The organism is Stenotrophomonas maltophilia (assembly GCF_025642255.1).
Lineage (GTDB): Bacteria > Pseudomonadota > Gammaproteobacteria > Xanthomonadales > Xanthomonadaceae > Stenotrophomonas > Stenotrophomonas maltophilia_P.
The window spans coordinates 466,256-480,891 of sequence record NZ_CP106759.1 but is presented as its reverse complement, the minus strand read 5'-3'; the positions used below and the strand labels follow the sequence as shown (position 1 = coordinate 480,891).

15 protein-coding genes are annotated in these 14,636 nt (G+C 68.3%); 7 read left to right on the top strand and 8 right to left on the bottom strand.

All coding sequences use genetic code 11. The annotated features are described in order from the left end of the window. Window positions 1–99 precede the first annotated feature (99 nt). A complete protein-coding gene (gene btuB / locus N8888_RS02215) occupies window positions 100–1,941 on the top strand; it encodes a TonB-dependent vitamin B12 receptor (RefSeq protein WP_263177222.1) in 1,842 nt (613 codons plus the stop codon). Window positions 1,942–1,968: 27 nt separating this feature from the next. Here btuB and gph read toward each other — a convergent pair whose 3' ends face one another. Beyond that, on the bottom strand, window positions 1,969–2,637 hold the full coding sequence (gene gph, locus N8888_RS02210; RefSeq protein ID WP_263177220.1) for a phosphoglycolate phosphatase: 669 nt from the start codon (window positions 2,635–2,637) through the stop codon (window positions 1,969–1,971). A gap of 62 nt (window positions 2,638–2,699) precedes the next feature. Continuing rightward, a complete protein-coding gene (locus N8888_RS02205; RefSeq protein WP_065175376.1) occupies window positions 2,700–3,629 on the bottom strand; it encodes a LysR family transcriptional regulator in 930 nt (309 codons plus the stop codon). 110 nt (window positions 3,630–3,739) lie between these two features. On the opposite strand from N8888_RS02205, the gene N8888_RS02200 reads away from it, so the two are divergent. Together N8888_RS02200 and N8888_RS02195 are read left to right on the top strand one after the other, a co-directional pair. Then, window positions 3,740–4,378: an NAD(P)-dependent oxidoreductase gene (locus N8888_RS02200; RefSeq protein WP_065175377.1), complete on the top strand. Its 639-nt coding sequence runs from the start codon at window positions 3,740–3,742 to the stop codon at window positions 4,376–4,378. A 47-nt stretch (window positions 4,379–4,425) separates the two neighbouring features. Further along, the gene (locus N8888_RS02195) at window positions 4,426–5,337 is read left to right on the top strand and encodes an MBL fold metallo-hydrolase (RefSeq protein ID WP_065182524.1); all 912 of its coding nucleotides are present in this window, start codon (window positions 4,426–4,428) and stop codon (window positions 5,335–5,337) included. A gap of 13 nt (window positions 5,338–5,350) precedes the next feature. Here N8888_RS02195 and dinB read toward each other — a convergent pair whose 3' ends face one another. Further along, on the bottom strand, window positions 5,351–6,445 hold the full coding sequence (dinB, locus tag N8888_RS02190; protein WP_053518266.1) for a DNA polymerase IV: 1,095 nt from the start codon (window positions 6,443–6,445) through the stop codon (window positions 5,351–5,353). Between the two features lie 190 nt (window positions 6,446–6,635). Here dinB and fabA point away from each other — a divergent pair, with 190 nt between their 5' ends. Then, window positions 6,636–7,151, top strand: a complete 516-nt coding sequence (fabA, locus tag N8888_RS02185) for a 3-hydroxyacyl-[acyl-carrier-protein] dehydratase FabA (protein ID WP_053518264.1) — start codon at window positions 6,636–6,638, stop codon at window positions 7,149–7,151. Continuing rightward, complete coding sequence (fabB, locus tag N8888_RS02180; RefSeq protein ID WP_065182526.1) at window positions 7,151–8,359, top strand: beta-ketoacyl-ACP synthase I; 1,209 nt, start codon at window positions 7,151–7,153, stop codon at window positions 8,357–8,359. Before fabA ends, fabB begins: the two co-directional genes overlap by 1 nt. Window positions 8,360–8,470: 111 nt before the next feature. Here the strand turns inward: fabB and N8888_RS02175 are convergent, their stop codons facing one another. The 3 genes from N8888_RS02175 to N8888_RS02165 are packed head-to-tail and all read right to left on the bottom strand — an operon-like array spanning window position 8,471 to window position 10,919. After that, entirely contained in the window at window positions 8,471–9,160 is a 690-nt protein-coding gene (locus N8888_RS02175; RefSeq protein ID WP_193396637.1) for an HAD family hydrolase, read from the bottom strand. Further along, window positions 9,157–9,858 (bottom strand): pseudouridine synthase, encoded by a 702-nt coding sequence (locus N8888_RS02170; protein ID WP_180875792.1) that lies wholly within the window; start codon window positions 9,856–9,858, stop codon window positions 9,157–9,159. Before N8888_RS02170 ends, N8888_RS02175 begins: the two co-directional genes overlap by 4 nt. After that, on the bottom strand, window positions 9,855–10,919 hold the full coding sequence (locus N8888_RS02165) for a class I SAM-dependent methyltransferase (protein WP_263177215.1): 1,065 nt from the start codon (window positions 10,917–10,919) through the stop codon (window positions 9,855–9,857). The genes N8888_RS02170 and N8888_RS02165 overlap by 4 nt, the downstream gene beginning before the upstream one ends. Window positions 10,920–11,078: 159 nt before the next feature. On the opposite strand from N8888_RS02165, the gene N8888_RS02160 reads away from it, so the two are divergent. After that, window positions 11,079–11,342 carry a hypothetical protein gene (locus tag N8888_RS02160; RefSeq protein WP_053518254.1) on the top strand — a complete coding sequence of 88 codons (264 nt, stop codon included), beginning with the start codon at window positions 11,079–11,081 and terminating at the stop codon, window positions 11,340–11,342. Window positions 11,343–11,415: 73 nt separating this feature from the next. Here the strand turns inward: N8888_RS02160 and N8888_RS02155 are convergent, their stop codons facing one another. Both N8888_RS02155 and N8888_RS02150 read right to left on the bottom strand, forming a co-directional pair. Then, the gene (locus tag N8888_RS02155) at window positions 11,416–11,709 is read right to left on the bottom strand and encodes a DUF3247 family protein (RefSeq protein ID WP_053518253.1); all 294 of its coding nucleotides are present in this window, start codon (window positions 11,707–11,709) and stop codon (window positions 11,416–11,418) included. Window positions 11,710–11,753: 44 nt separating this feature from the next. Continuing rightward, window positions 11,754–13,739, bottom strand: a complete 1,986-nt coding sequence (locus N8888_RS02150) for a hybrid sensor histidine kinase/response regulator (protein WP_053518251.1) — start codon at window positions 13,737–13,739, stop codon at window positions 11,754–11,756. 248 nt (window positions 13,740–13,987) lie between these two features. Between N8888_RS02150 and N8888_RS02145 the strand changes: the two genes are divergently transcribed. Then, window positions 13,988–14,554 carry a DUF3016 domain-containing protein gene (locus N8888_RS02145; protein ID WP_053518248.1) on the top strand — a complete coding sequence of 189 codons (567 nt, stop codon included), beginning with the start codon at window positions 13,988–13,990 and terminating at the stop codon, window positions 14,552–14,554. Window positions 14,555–14,636: the final 82 nt, after the last annotated feature.

Genomic DNA, 14,636 nt, shown 5'->3' with positions numbered 1-14,636 from the left:
GCTGGATGTCCGCAGCACTGCCTGCGGCATCGGCGCTTGCCTGCCTCCGCGGCTCCTCCCCTTCGCCACGCGGGCGTGCGTGGCACCTGGAGTCCCCCGATGAAGCTGCAGTCCCGATTGCTTTCCCTGGCCGTATTGGCCGCCCTGCCCGCGTTGGCCCAGGCCGATGATGGCGCCCGCGCGCTCGATCCCATCCTGGTCACGGCCACCCGCACCCCCATCGCCCTGCAGGACAGCATCGCGCCTGCGCAGGTGATCGACCGGACGCAGATCGAGTCCAGCCAGGCCACTTCGCTGCAGGACCTGCTGCGTGGCCGCGCCGGCATCAACCTCACCAACGCCGGCGGCCTGGGCAAGCAGAGCTCGCTGTTCCTGCGCGGCACCAACTCCGGCCACACGGTGGTGCTGGTCGACGGCGTGCGCATCAACAGCGCCGATCTCGGCCTGGCGATGATCCAGGACCTGCCGCTGGCGCAGATCGAACGCGTGGAGATCGTGCGCGGCCCGCAGTCCAGCCTGTATGGCGCCGACGCCATCGGCGGTGTGATCCAGATCTTCACCCGCCGCAACCAGGGCGACTTCGCGCCACATCTGCAGCTGGGCGGTGGCAGCAATGGCCTGCGTGAGGCCAGCGGCGGCATCGGTGGCAGCAGCGAACGCGGCTGGTTCGGCGCCGACATCGCCTACCAGCATTCCGATGGCATCGATGCCTGCCGGGGCTCGGCCACGCTGTTCACCGGCTGCTTCGCCGACGAACCCGACCGCGACGGCTACCGCAACCTCTCCAAGAGCCTGCGCGGCGGCTACAACTTCAACGAGCAGTGGACGGTGGAGGGCACCGCGCTGCGCGCCGACGGCCAGAACCACTACGACGGCTACTACAACTACTCCGAGACGCGCCAGCAGGTACTGTCCGGCAAGGTCCGCTACACGCCGGCCGAACGGCTGGTGCTGACCGCCAACGTCGGTCGCAGTGACAACGAATCGGACAACGTCGGCGCGGACGGCGTGCATGGCAGCGCGCAGACGCATCGTGACAGCGCGTCGCTGCAGGGCGACTTCGGCGTGGCCGAAGGCCAGCTGCTGAGTGCCGGTGTGGACTGGAGTGAGGACAACCTGGACGGCAGCAGTGCCGGCTATCGTGTCGACAGCCGTCGCAACACCGGTGTGTTCGTGCAGTACCAGGGGCGCTTCGGCCGGCACCAGTTGCAGGCCAGCGCGCGCAACGACGACAACCAGCAGTTCGGCAACCATGCCACCGGCAGCATCGGCTGGGCGATGGAGCTGGATCACGGCCTGCGCATCAACGCCAGCTACGGCACGGCCTTCAAGGCACCCACCTTCAGCGACCTGTATGACCCGTGGAGCGGCGTGCCGACACTGGATCCTGAGAAGTCGAAGAGCGCCAACCTGGGCATTTCGCAGCAGGGCCAGGGCTGGCGCTGGGGCCTGGATGTGTACGAGACCCGCATCGATGACCTGATCACCTACGATGCAGCCACCTTCAGGATGCAGCAGGTGGAGAAGGCGCGCATCCGCGGTGCCGAACTGACCGGCAGCGTCGTGCTGGCCGGCTTCGACATCGCTGCACAGCTGAGCTACACCGACCCGCGCAACCGCACGAACGGCAGCAGCCAGTTCGACAACTGGCTGCCGCGCCGTGCACAGCAGACGGCACGGCTGGATGTGGATCGCCGCTTCGGCGCATTCCGTGCCGGCCTGACCGTACAGGGTGCGGGCAAGCGCTATGACGATGCCGCCAACACGGTGAAGGTCGGCGGCTATGGCACGTTGGATCTGCGCGCCGAGTACGCGCTCACGCCATCGTGGTCGCTGCTGGCCCGGGCAACCAATGTGTTCGACCGCAGGTACGAGACCGTGGCGTGGTTCAACCAGCCGGGCCGCGAGTATCAGCTGAGCGTGCGCTACCAGCCGAAATGAGCAGGCGCGCCGGGCGCAGGCCCGGCGCTATACCCGGATGCGCGCGGCCAGGCCCGGCAGTTCGCGCAGATCGTCGATCACCGCCACCGCAGCTGCGGTGGCCAGGTCCAGGCCACGCGGATAACCGTAGCGCACCAGCACGATCGGCATTCCCGCGTCTTCCGCCGCGCGGTAGTCGGTCAACGAATCACCCACCATCAGGCATGCATTCACCGGCACGCCGAAGTGTGCCGCGATGTGCCGCAGTGGTTCACCGCTGGGCTTGCGCTGTGGCAGCGAATCGCCGCCCAGCACCAGCGCGAACGCATCGCCGATGCCCAGATGCTGCAGCAGCGGCGGCACCAGCGCTGCAGGCTTGTTGGTGCAGATGGCCAGCGGCACAGCACGTTCCCGCAGCTGCGCCAGTGCTTCGGCCACACCGTCGAACAGGCGTGGGCTGCGCAGCAGGCACTCACGGTAATGCACCATGAACACCGGCATGACCTCGGCCAGATCGACCTGCCGCCCTGCGGCATGCACGGCCTGCTCGACCAACCGGCGGACACCGTCGCCAATCCAGCCCAGCACGGTGGCTTCCGGCACACGGGCCAGGCCGATGTCCTCCAGCGTGCGGTTCAGGGCTTCGGCGATATCGGCGGCGCTGTCGACCAGCGTGCCATCGAGGTCGAACACGACCAGCGGATAGGGATACGACACGCAACGCACCTGTACGACGTGGGGCTGCTCATTGTATGCCGTGTGCGCATCGCACCGGGATGTCATGCAGGTTCCACACGCGCCGGTCGCCAGTCCAGGTCCTGGAAGGCCGGGCTGGCGAAGCACTCGCCCAGGAAGTCGAGGAACCGCCGCATGATCGCCGACTGCTGGCGACGCGATGCGTACACCGCATGAATGCCCAGCTCGTCCAGGGTATACGCCGGCAGCAGTTCCACCAGCTCGCCACTGCGCAGCAACGGCGCCACCTGGTAGGTGGGCAGCATCGCGATGCCCGCGCTGGCGCGAACGGCTTCCAGCAGCAATGACGCTTCGTTGGCGCTGATGTTGCCGCCCACCGCCACCGACTGCGAACGTCCGTCGCGGTGCAGGTGCCACAGGCTCTTGCCCACGTAGTGATGGGTCAGGCAGTTGTGTGCGGCCAGATGTTCCGGGGCGGTCGGCGTGCCGCGCACCTCCAGGTAACCGGGCGTGGCGCACAGCACCGAGCGGCATGTGGCCAGCCGCCGCGCGATCAGGCTGGGGTCGATCTGCCGGGCGATGCGTACCGCCAGATCCACCCGCTCCTCGACCAGATTCACCGTGCGATCGACCAGCAGCAGTTCGATGCGCGCCGCCGGATGACGCTTGACGAAGTCGGCGACGGCGCGCGCCAGATGGCTCTGCCCGAACGAGACGCTGGCGGTCACCCGCAGCGTGCCATGCGGTTCGGGATCGTCGCTGGCCAGTTCGCCCTGCAGCGCCTCGCCGATCTCCAGCATCTGCCGGAAGCGCGCCAGCGCCGCCTCCCCCGGGCCGGTCAGGCTGACCCGGCGCGTGGTCCGGTGCAGCAGGCGCGCCCCCAGCCAGGCCTCCACCTCGGCGAGGTAACGGGTGACCATCGCCCGCGACATGTCCAGCACCTCAGCGGCGGCCGTGAGGCTGCCGCGCTCGGCCACCTCGATGAATACGGTCATGGCGGTCAGTCGATCCATCTGCTCGATCCATGCAACAAACAAGCGCGTTATACGCTGTTTTTCGGACAATTACAGCGTCCTACAGTGGCCCCGTCGTCTTCCCCCTCCCCTTGCTTACGGAGTTCGCCATGAAAATCGCCCTCGTCGGTGCCACCGGCAACATCGGCCGCCAGATCGCGCGCCACGCGCTGGCCGCCGGCCACGAATTGACCCTGATCGTGCGCAGCACGCAGGACCTGCCGGCGGAGCTGGCCGGTGCCCATCCGGTGATCGCCGCGCTGGATGATCCCGACGCGCTGGCCGCGGCCATCGCCGGCCACGACGTGCTGGCCAGCGCCTACGGGCCACGTCCGGGCGATGACATCAGCCGCGTCGGCGAAGTGGCCGGACAGCTGGCAGCCGCGGCACGCAAGGCCGGGGTGCCGCGCCTGGTCGTGGTCGGCGGTGCCGGCAGCCTGGAAGTGGCACCGGGTGTCCAGCTGGTCGATACGCCGGATTTCCCGGAGGCGTACAAGCCTTATGCCCTGGCCCACCGCGAAGCACTCAAGCGCCTGCAGGCGGTAGACGACCTCGACTGGACGTTCTTCTCGCCGGCCGCGGAAATCGGACCGGGCGAAGAGCGTGGCCAGTACCGCGTGCAGGCCAAGGCCTTCCTCGCCGACGCCAGCGGCCACAGCCGCATCAGCTACGCCGACTATGGCGCTGCCTTCGTGGCGGAACTCGAGGCGCATGCCTACCCGAAGCAGATCATCACTGCGGCGTACTGATCGACCTACATGCCGGGCATGGCCCGGCGCTGCACAAGGAGTTCCGCATGCGTTCCGTTGCCCTGCTGCTTCCGCTTGCACTGGTCACCAGCTTCGCCAGCGCCCCGCTGCTGGCCGCACCGGCTGCCCCGGCGCCGGCCACGGCGGCGAAATCACAGCTGCACCTGCAGTACTTCCATCCTGGCCCGCAGGCGATGTTCTCCGTGTCATCGGTGCTGATCGAAGGCCGCCACGATGCGATCCTGGTCGACGCGCAGTTCGCAGCCAGCGACGCGCGCAGGCTGGTCGAGCTGGTCCGTGCCAGCGGCAAGCAACTGACCACGATCTACATCAGCCATGGCGATCCGGATTACTACTTCGGCCTGGCCACGCTGCAGGACGCCTTCCCGCACGCACGCATCGTCGCCACGGCGCAGACCGTGGCCCACATCCAGCAGACCCACGCCGGCAAGCGTGCCTACTGGGGCCCGAAGATGGGGGCCGACGCACCGGCGCGCATCGTTGTGCCGCAGGTGCTGGAGGGCGACGCGCTGCTGCTGGAAGGGCAGCGCCTGCCCTTGATCGGACTCGATGGCCCTACGCCGGACCGCAGCGTGCTGTGGGTGCCTTCACTGCGCGCGATCGTCGGTGGCATCCCCGTGGTCGCCGGCGAGCATGTGTGGATGGCCGACACGCAGACCCCGAAGTCGCATGCCGACTGGCTGCAGACCCTGCAGCGACTGCAGGCACTGAAGCCGCAGGTGGTGGTACCGGGCCATTACGCGCAAGGGGCGGCGCTGGACGCCAGTGCGCTGCGCTTCACCGCCGGGTACATCCGTGCGTTCGACGCGGAAGCGGCCAAAGCGAAGGACAGCCAGGCGCTGGTGAAGGCGATGCAGGCGCGTTACCCGCGGCTGGAGGGCGTGGAATCGCTGCAGCTGAGCGCGAAGGTGGCCAAGGGCGAAATGCAGTGGCCGTGAGGCAGGACCGCGGTCAGGGGCGGTGCGGATCGTTCGACGCCTGCTCGAACAGCTCCCCCTGCACCACCGGTTCCTTGTCGCGGAAACCGCCCAGGCCGACGCCCACCAGGCGATAGCGCGTGTCGGCCGGCAGGTCCACGCGCGCGCGCAGCGCCAGCGCGGCATCGCGCAGCTCCTCCATCGATTCCGGCGGGCGGTCCGGGGTGAAGCTGCGGGTAAGGATGCGGAACTGCGCCGTCTTCAGCTTCAGCACCACGGTGTGGCCCACGCGTTCCGTCCGGCGCGTGGCGTTCCAGGTTTTCTCTGCCAGCTGCACAATGGCCTCGCCCAGGTCTTCAAGCAGCAGGTCCTCGGCAAAGGTGTCCTCGGAAGAGATCGACTGCACCGGCTGGTCCGGCTCCACCGGCCGTTCATCGACGCCGCGTGCACGGTTGTAGAGGCTGCGGCCGAAGCTGCCGAACGCGTCCTCCAGATCCGCCAGCGCCCATTGCCGCAGGTCACCGCAGGTGATGATGCCGCGCGCCGTCAGTTTGCCTTCCATCACCTTGCCTACGCCGGGCACGCGGCTGACCGGCAGCGGCGCCAGGAATGCGTCCACCCGTTGCGGTGGAATCACGAACTGGCCGTCGGGCTTGCGCCAGTCCGAGGCGATCTTGGCCAGGAACTTGTTCGGCGCGATGCCCGCTGAAGCGGTCAGCTGGGTCTCGTCGCGGATCTGTGCGCGGATCGTGCGTGCGATCTCGGTCGCCAGCTCGATGCCACTTTTCGGCTCGGTCACGTCCAGATAGGCCTCATCCAGCGACAGCGGCTCGACCAGGTCGGTATGGCGCAGGAAAATCTCGCGCACCTGGCGCGACACGGCCTTGTAACGCGCGAAGTCCGGCGGCACGAAGATCGCGTCCGGGCACAGGCGCTCGGCACGCATCGCCGGCATCGCCGAACGCACGCCGAACACGCGCGCTTCGTAGGACGCCGCGCATACCACCGAGCGCGCACCGCGCCACGCCACCACCACCGGCCTGCCGCGCAGTGAGGGATCGTCGCGCTGCTCCACCGACGCGTAGAAGGCGTCCATGTCGACGTGGATGATCTTGCGCAGTCGGGTCATGTCAGGTGTACGGGGCGGGTTCGGCGTGGGTGGGCCACACGCCGAGGTATGGTCGTTGCACATCAACAGGATGCGCGTATTCCATTGAAAACACTACGGTTGCGTACGGTTGAAATGTTTGATCGGCAGCGCTTCCAAGGGCATTCTCGAGCACTTGTATCCCTGTTCGTCGCTTCCAGGATTGCGTTTCATGACTCGTCTCCACGCGTTCAACCGCGACCAGCTGCTGGCCAGCGCACGCGGTGAACTGTTCGGCGCCGCCGCCGGCCGTCTGCCCAACGACCCGATGCTGATGTTCGACCGCATCACCGACATCCGCGAGGACGGCGGCCCGCATGGCAAGGGCATGGTACGCGCCGAACTGGATATCCGCCCGGACCTGTGGTTCTTCGGCTGCCACTTCATCGGCGACCCGGTGATGCCCGGCTGCCTGGGCCTGGATGCGATGTGGCAGCTGACCGGCTTCTACCTGACCTGGCTGGGTGCTCCCGGCAAGGGCCGCGCCCTGGGCTGCGGCGAGGTCAAGTTCACCGGCCAGGTACTGCCGGACGCCAAGCGCGTGCGCTACGAGATCGACATCACGCGCGTCATCAACCGCAAGCTGGTGATGGCCCAGTCCGACGCCCGCATGTATGTGGACGATCGCGAGATCTACAACGCTCGCGACCTGCGCGTGGGCCTGTTCACTGAAACCGGGAGCTTCTGATGCGTCGTGTCGTCATCACCGGCATGGGCATCACGTCCTGCCTCGGCAATGATCTGGATACCGTCTCTTCCGCACTGCGCGAGGGGCGTGCCGGCATCACCGCATTGGCCGACCACGCCGAAGCGGGCCTGCGCAGCCAGATCGGCGGTCGTGTCGACCTCGACCTGGACGCCCTGATCGACCGCAAGCAGAAGCGCTTCATGAGCGATGCAGCAGCGTTCGCCTACATCGCCATGCGCGATGCCATCGCCGATGCCGGGCTGGACGAGGCGCAGGTCAGTGGCCTGCGCACCGGCCTGATCGCCGGCTCCGGCGGCGGCTCCAGCGAGTGGCAGATCGGCGCGGTCGATCTGCTGCGTGCACGTGGCGTGCGCAAGGTCGGCCCGTACATGGTGCCGCGCACGATGTGCTCCACCGTGTCGGCGTGCCTGGCCACCGCGTTCCAGATCAAGGGCGTGAGCTACTCGCTGTCGGCGGCCTGCGCGACGTCGGCGCACTGCATCGGCGCCGCCGCGGACATGATCCGGCACGGCGCGCAGGACATCATGTTCGCCGGCGGTGGTGAAGACCTGCACTGGTCGATGAGCGTGATGTTCGATGCGATGGGCGCGCTGTCGACCAGTTTCAACGACACCCCGGCCAGCGCGTCGCGCCCCTACGACAAGGACCGCGACGGCTTCGTCATCGCCGGTGGTGGCGGCATGCTGGTGCTGGAAGACTACGATCATGCGGTTGCGCGCGGCGCACGCATTTATGCCGAGCTGATCGGTTATGGCGTGACATCCGATGGTGCGGACATGGTGGCACCGTCCGGCGAGGGCGCGGTGCGCTGCATGAAGATGGCATTGCAGAACGTGGACCGCCCGCTGGACTACCTCAACACGCACGGTACCTCGACCCCGCTGGGCGATGTCACCGAACTCAACGCGATCCGCGAGGTGTTCGGCGAGGCCGTGCCGCCGCTGTCCTCGACCAAGGCGCTGTCCGGCCATTCGCTGGGCGCGGCCAGCGTGCACGAAGCCATCTACTGCCTGCTGATGATGCGCGATGGCTTTGTTGCCGGCTCGGCCAACATCAGCGAGCTGGACCCGGCGGTGGAAGGCTTCCCGATCCTGCGCGAAAGCCGCGCACAGGTGCTGGACACGGTGATGTCCAACAGTTTCGGCTTCGGCGGCACCAACGCGGCCCTGGTGTTCGGTCGGGTCTGATCGCCCGCCATTGGCCTGCACGGTCGCCGGGCATGGCCCGGCGCTACCGCGTAGTCGGCAGCACCGCCTCTGGTAGCGCCGGGCCATGCCCGGCGCAAAGGCAGCGCGCGCCTACGCCGGGCGCGGCAGCAGCGGCAGCAGCAGGGCGTGCGCGTCGCGCAGCGAGCCGACGATGCGATGGCCGAGCGCGCGCAGTTCCTCATCGGGATGCACCAGGTCCGGCACCTGGATCACGGTCATGCCTGCGGCCAACGCCGCACGGGTCCCCGCAGGTGAGTCCTCCAGCGCCAGGCAGCGCTCCGGCGCCTGCCCCAGCCGCTGTGCGGCCAGCAGGTAGATGTCCGGCGCCGGCTTCGGCCGCGCCACGTCGCCACTGGTGATCACTGCATCGAAGTACGGCAGCAGACCGGCAGCGCCCAGCTTGCGGTTGGCCCGCGGCTGACGCGTGGTGGTCGCCACCGCACGCGGAATCGCATGCGCCTTCAGCAGTTCCAGCAGCTCCAGGATGCCCGGCCGCAGAGGCAGGCCGGTCTGCGTGCGTTGCTCATACAGATCATGGCAGCGCAGCGCCATCGCCTCGATCACGCTGTCCTCCACGCCCTGCTGGCGCAGCAGCGATTGGCTGTCGCGATCGCCAAGGCCGACCATGCGCACGAAGAAGGATGCATCCAGCGGCAGGCCGAACGCTTCGGCAGCCTCACACCAACAGGCGATGGACACCCGCTCGCTGTCGATCATCAGGCCGTCCATGTCGAAGATGACGGCGTCGGGAAGAAACGGCAGCGCAGCGATGACAGTCATGGAGCGAACAGCGTATCCAGGTCGGTGGAGGTCAGCAGCCGCCATTGCCCCTCGGCCAGCCCCTCCAGGTCCAGGCCACCGACGCGGCTGCGGTGCAGTGCCTGCACATGGTTGCCGGTAGCGGCGAACATGCGGCGCACCTGATGGTAGCGGCCTTCATGCAGTACCAGGCGCGCCTTGCGTGGACCCAGCACCTCCAGTTCAGCCGGCAGCAGGGCGGTCTTCTCCGACTCCAGCATCAGCGTGCCGCTGGCGAACAGGGCCACTTCGTCGCCGCGCAGGTCTTGGGCCAGCTCCACCTCGTAGATCTTGGGCAGTTTCGACTTCGGCGAGATGATCCGGTGCAGCAGGCCGCCATCGTCGGTCAGCAGCAGCAGGCCGCTGGTGTCGCGGTCCAGCCGGCCGACCGTGGACAGCACCGGGTCGCGGTCGCGGAAACGCGGCGGCAGCAGATCGTAGATCAGGCGGCCGGTGTCCTTGGTCGAGCAGGTGTAGCCGGCCGGCTTGTGCAGCGCGATCGACAACCCCGGCGGCGGATCCAGCGGCTCGCCGTCGACCCGCACGGCCTCGTGCGGCACCTGGTCGTCGGCATACAGCACCTCGCCGTCGGCGTCGGTGATACGGCCTTCGCGGAACATCCACTGCACCTGCTTGCGGCTGCCATAGCCCAGGTTGGCGATGTGCTTGACCAGCTTCATCGGCCCTTCCCCTTTACCGCTTCGACCAGCTTGAACCCGTCACGCTCGGCGACCACGCGCACCGCGCCGAAGCTGTCGTTGAGCGTGTGTTCGTACGGCAGGTGGCGGTTGGCCACCACGTACAGGCGACCACCCGGGCGCAGCGCCTGCGCCGCCACGGCGATGAAGCGCTGGCCGATATCCGGCCGGTCCGCGCGCGACGGGGTATGGAACGGCGGATTGCTGATGATGACGTCGTACCCCGGCTCGATGCCGGCGGTGACGTCCCGCCACAGGAAGCGCAGCGGCAGCGGGCGCGGCGGTGGTGCAAGATTCAGCTCGGCCAGTGCCAGGGCCCGCTGCTCGGCTTCGTACAGATCCAGCGCGGTGATCTTCGGGCAACGCTCCAGCAGCTCGCGCGACAGGTAGCCATAGCCGGCCCCGAGGTCGGCCGCGCGTCCGGCCAGATCGGCCGGAAGGTGCTCGGCCAGCAGCGCCGAAGCCGGGTCGATGCGGTCCCAGGCGAACACGCCCGGGCGGCTGAGGAAGCGGCCACCCACGATCGGCCGCACCGCATCCAGCGCGCTCCAGCGCTTGGCCAGGTCGGCATCGTGCTGGCCCTGCAGTGGCGGGGTCCAGTACACCCGGCAATGGTTCTTGGTCAGGCTGCCGCCGAGGCCGGCCAGCTGCTTGAGGTCGCCTTCGCCGGAGCGCGCGCCCTCGTTGTTGGACTGGCAGGCGACGATGCGGCCCCCTTCTGCGGCCAATGCCAGGGCACGGGCGAACAGCGCGCGGGCCTCCTCGCGCTGGCGCGGCGGCAGCACCAGCACCAGCGGGTAGCGGCCCCGGCCCGCGACATCGTCAAGCTGGCCGCTGACGGTCCAGCCGGCGGCCTGCTGCAGGGGCTGCGCGAACGGCGCAAAACTCTGCTCGCAGTGCACCTCGCGCCCGCCGGCCTGCTCACGCAGTGGCCAGCCGTCGCGGGCACGCAGGAACGCAGCCGGCCCGTCCGGCCAGCGCAGCGCGCCCTGGGAGAACGGCAGGAGCAGGGTCTGCAGGGGGGCGTCGTCGCTGGCGGCCATCGGCGCGGTTACTTGAAGCGTGAGGGCCGTCCATTGTACCGGCTCGCGCGGTCCGGCCCGGCAGGCCACTTTGCGAAACTTCAACGGGGCATTGATGCCCCAGCAACATCGGACCCTTCAGGGTAGAGGTCCCCCGAGACTTCCAGCAGGAGAATCCGCATGCGTGCCTTGTTCGTCGGTGGCGTGGTCGACAACAGCGAAATGGACCTGGAAGGCAGCCATCCTCCCGTGCACTACCCCGAGGACACCGGCGGTGGACATTCACGCTACCGGCTGCACCAGGTCGGCCACGGCGCCGATGGCAGCGTGGCATACGCGGTATACGGCGCACCGGACCTGGCCGACGACGAGGTGGCGCGGGTGGCGGAGGAGCGCGCCTATGCCCGGCGGTTCGAGGCAACCCCGACGGTGTTCGAGCACTGACGTGCCAGTCGCGCCCGAGCCGAGGCCCGGGCGTGCGGACCGCAGCCGGGCGTGAGCCCGGCCCCCTGCCGGATCACGTCGTTCTGGGTGGCAGCTGGCGGATGCTGGCGATCTCGTCGAGCCAGACGTGATGCTGCTGCACCGGCGTGTCGTAGTCGTCCAGGCGCAGCTGGCCGTTGCTGCCTTCATCGCCGGCGTCGTTGCGGTACTGCTGCACCGTTGGGCGCACGGCGACCGTGCCCAGCAGGCGGCGGCCATCAAGCAGTGTCAGTTCGACCTGCGTTTCGCCGTCGAGCTGCGGCAGCAGGGCCTCCAGGCGCGCGATCTGGGCCGGGTCGGTATGGATGCGTGGAGCAATACGGGACATCGGAGAACCTCCTGCGTGCAGCGTCGCCGATCCACCGTGAATGCTCAGTGCAGCGCGCTGTCGGCGCGCGGCACCTGCACCTTGCGCACCGCAGCCACCAGCTGGGCCACCGAGTACGGCTTGGCCACATGCTCCTGGAAGCCCGAGGCCAGCGCGCGCCGACGGTCATCCGCACGCGCCAGCGCGGTCACGGCCACCGCCGGCAGGGTCGCCGCATCCACGCCCATGTCTTCGCGCAGGGTGCGCACCAACCCATAACCATCCATACCCGGCATGCCGATGTCGGTCAGCATCACGTGGTACTGCAGGTGGCCGGCATCGGCCAGCAGCGCCAACGCTTCGCCGGCCGAACTGGCAGCTGACACCGTCGCGCCCTGCTCTTCCAGCATGCGCCGCAGGTACTCCAGCACTTCCGGCTGGTCTTCCACGGCCAGTACGTGCATGCCCCGCAGCGGATAGGGCTCGACGACCACCGGCTCCAGAATCGGCCCGCTGATCACCTCGCGCAGCGGCCGCCGCTCGGCATCGGGCAGATGCTGCGGCAGGCGTACGGTGAACGTGGCACCGTGGCCATGGCCTTCGCTGGCCGCAGTGACCGTGCCGCCGTGAAGCTCGACCAGCTGCTGCACGATCGCCAGGCCCAGGCCGAGCCCACCATGGCGGCGGGTGGTGGTGCCGTCGGCCTGCCGGAAGCGGCTGAACAGATGATTGAGGAACTCCGGAGCAATACCATCACCGGTATCGCGCACGGTAACCTCCCAGTGCTTGCCGTCGGCCCGCAGCTGCATCTCGATGCGGCCCTCGGCCGGCGTGAACTTGATGGCGTTCGACAACAGGTTCCAGAACACCTGCTGCAACCGCGTCGCATCCCCGAGCACCAGGCTCGGCTGCTCAGGCAGCCGCAACTGCACGTCCAGTGCCTTGCCCTCGGCCACCAGCTCCTGCGCACCGATCGCCTCGCCCAGCAGTTCGCGCAGGTCCAGTACTTCCACTTCCAGCTGCACCTTGCCCAGCAGCATGCTGCTGAGGTCGAGCATGTCCGAGATCAGCCGCTTCTGTGCACCGGCGCTGTTGGCGATCACGCCCAGCCCCTTGTACAGCGGGCTGGTGTTGTCGACACGCTGCAGCAACAGCTCGCTCCAGCCAAGGATGGTGGTCAGCGGCGTGCGCAGTTCGTGCGACAGGGTCGCCAGGAATTCATCCTTCAGGCGCGCCATGTTCTCGGCGGCACTGCGTGCGGCGCGCTCGGACTGCAGCAGCTCTTCACGGGCCAGTTCGATCTCGCGGCGCTCGGTCACGTCCGGACTGCTGCCGGCCAGGCCGATGAATCGACCCATCCGCGAGAATCGCGGACGCGCGTTCATTTCCAGCCATCGCCACTGTCCGTCCGCACGCCGTGCGCGGACGAGGGCATGCATGGAGCGTTGCGCCTTCAAAGCTTCCTGCAGTTCGTACTCGAACACCGACGCATCATCCGGATGCACCAGGCCGCGCCAGACATCCTCCGGCACACGCGTCTCGTCGCCACCAAAGAACTCACTGAAGGCGCTGTTGACGAAGCGCGCATGTCCGCGCTCATCCAGCACCCAGACCGGCATCGGCAGGCCATCGGCCAACGCGCTGAACCGGGCCTCGCTCTCGCCCAGCTCCAGCTCCATCTGCTTGCGTGCGGTGATGTCGAAGAACAGGATGCCGACCTTGTCCTCGCCGGGGCGGCCCACACGGACCGCGTCCACCGCGAACGAGCGCCCCAGCGCCCGCGCTTCCATCTCGAACTGCGCCGGCCGTCCGCTGCGCGCCACCTCGCCGTAGATGCGGTACCAGTCGCTCTCGTGGTTCGGTTCCAGCGCGCTCATGCACTTGCCGCGGGCGTCCTTGAGACCGGTGTGGCGCTCGAAAGCGTCATTCACCTCAAGGAAGCGGTAATCCACTGCGCGATCGGCGTCGAACATGACCTGGATCACACAAAAGCCGGCGTTGATGCGTTCAAGCACACCGCGATGCAGGTCGGGTTCGGGCGCCGGAACCATCAAGGGCGGGCGCTCCGCGAGGGGCGGCAGTGTGGACAAGGGCGTCTGGGGCGTACCGGATGGAGGCACAGCATCTTCCAAAGGACGTATTCACAGCGTCAAGCGCCGTCAGTCATGGTTGACGACCATGAATTGGCGACAACCGCCGACGCTGTTGACGCATTCGGCCATTGCTGGGCCCCGCCGGCAGGATCACACTCGATGCGAGATCAACATCCGCCCCCATTCCGGGGACGCAGGAGACCGCCATGAACCGCTCTCTGTCCGCCACCCTGCTGCTGGCCGCGGCCCTTGCCGCGGGTGCTGCGAACGCCGCGCCGCGCACCGTCACCAGCCCGGATGCGCCGCGCACGCTGCAGGCCGACGGCCCGGTCAACGTGCAGTGGAACGATCCGGCGACATTCACCGAGATCCGCCAGAGCCACAACCGCTTCGAGGCCGAACGCGGCGACTGGGTGCAGCAGCTGGCGCGCTACCTGCAGACCAGCGCCGCCAAGCCGCTGCAGGCCGGGCAGACGTTGGACATCACCCTGGTCGACATCAAGCGCGCGGGCGACTACGAACCGTGGCATGGCCCGCGCGCCAATGACATACGCGTGATGCGCGACATCTATCCGCCGCGCATCACCCTGCAGTACACGCTGAAGGACGCCAGCGGCCGCATCGTCGACGAGGGCGAGGCCAAGCTGACCGATACCGGCTACCTGCACACCCTCGGGCTGCGCAGCGACAGCGATCCGCTGCGCTACGAGAAGCGGCTGATCGATGACTGGGTGAAGCGGCAGTTGACCGCCCAGGCCACCGCCGCGCGTTGACCGGCACCCGCCGGGCATGGCCCGGCGCTACCTGTGCATTTCCGACACCCGCCGGGCATGGCGCTTTGGACATCCGGTAGCG

What these genes read in the sequence shown, in the direction of transcription:
- btuB (WP_263177222.1), top strand. Translation starts at nt 100, where the DNA reads ATGAAGCTGCAGTCCCGATTGCTTTCCCTGGCCGTATTGGCCGCCCTG.
- N8888_RS02205 (WP_065175376.1), bottom strand. Translation starts at nt 3,629, where the DNA reads ATGGATCGACTGACCGCCATGACCGTATTCATCGAGGTGGCCGAGCGC.
- N8888_RS02200 (WP_065175377.1), top strand. Translation starts at nt 3,740, where the DNA reads ATGAAAATCGCCCTCGTCGGTGCCACCGGCAACATCGGCCGCCAGATC.
- N8888_RS02195 (WP_065182524.1), top strand. Translation starts at nt 4,426, where the DNA reads ATGCGTTCCGTTGCCCTGCTGCTTCCGCTTGCACTGGTCACCAGCTTC.
- dinB (WP_053518266.1), bottom strand. Translation starts at nt 6,445, where the DNA reads ATGACCCGACTGCGCAAGATCATCCACGTCGACATGGACGCCTTCTAC.
- fabA (WP_053518264.1), top strand. Translation starts at nt 6,636, where the DNA reads ATGACTCGTCTCCACGCGTTCAACCGCGACCAGCTGCTGGCCAGCGCA.
- fabB (WP_065182526.1), top strand. Translation starts at nt 7,151, where the DNA reads ATGCGTCGTGTCGTCATCACCGGCATGGGCATCACGTCCTGCCTCGGC.
- N8888_RS02175 (WP_193396637.1), bottom strand. Translation starts at nt 9,160, where the DNA reads ATGACTGTCATCGCTGCGCTGCCGTTTCTTCCCGACGCCGTCATCTTC.
- N8888_RS02170 (WP_180875792.1), bottom strand. Translation starts at nt 9,858, where the DNA reads ATGAAGCTGGTCAAGCACATCGCCAACCTGGGCTATGGCAGCCGCAAG.
- N8888_RS02165 (WP_263177215.1), bottom strand. Translation starts at nt 10,919, where the DNA reads ATGGCCGCCAGCGACGACGCCCCCCTGCAGACCCTGCTCCTGCCGTTC.
- N8888_RS02160 (WP_053518254.1), top strand. Translation starts at nt 11,079, where the DNA reads ATGCGTGCCTTGTTCGTCGGTGGCGTGGTCGACAACAGCGAAATGGAC.
- N8888_RS02155 (WP_053518253.1), bottom strand. Translation starts at nt 11,709, where the DNA reads ATGTCCCGTATTGCTCCACGCATCCATACCGACCCGGCCCAGATCGCG.
- N8888_RS02150 (WP_053518251.1), bottom strand. Translation starts at nt 13,739, where the DNA reads ATGGTTCCGGCGCCCGAACCCGACCTGCATCGCGGTGTGCTTGAACGC.
- N8888_RS02145 (WP_053518248.1), top strand. Translation starts at nt 13,988, where the DNA reads ATGAACCGCTCTCTGTCCGCCACCCTGCTGCTGGCCGCGGCCCTTGCC.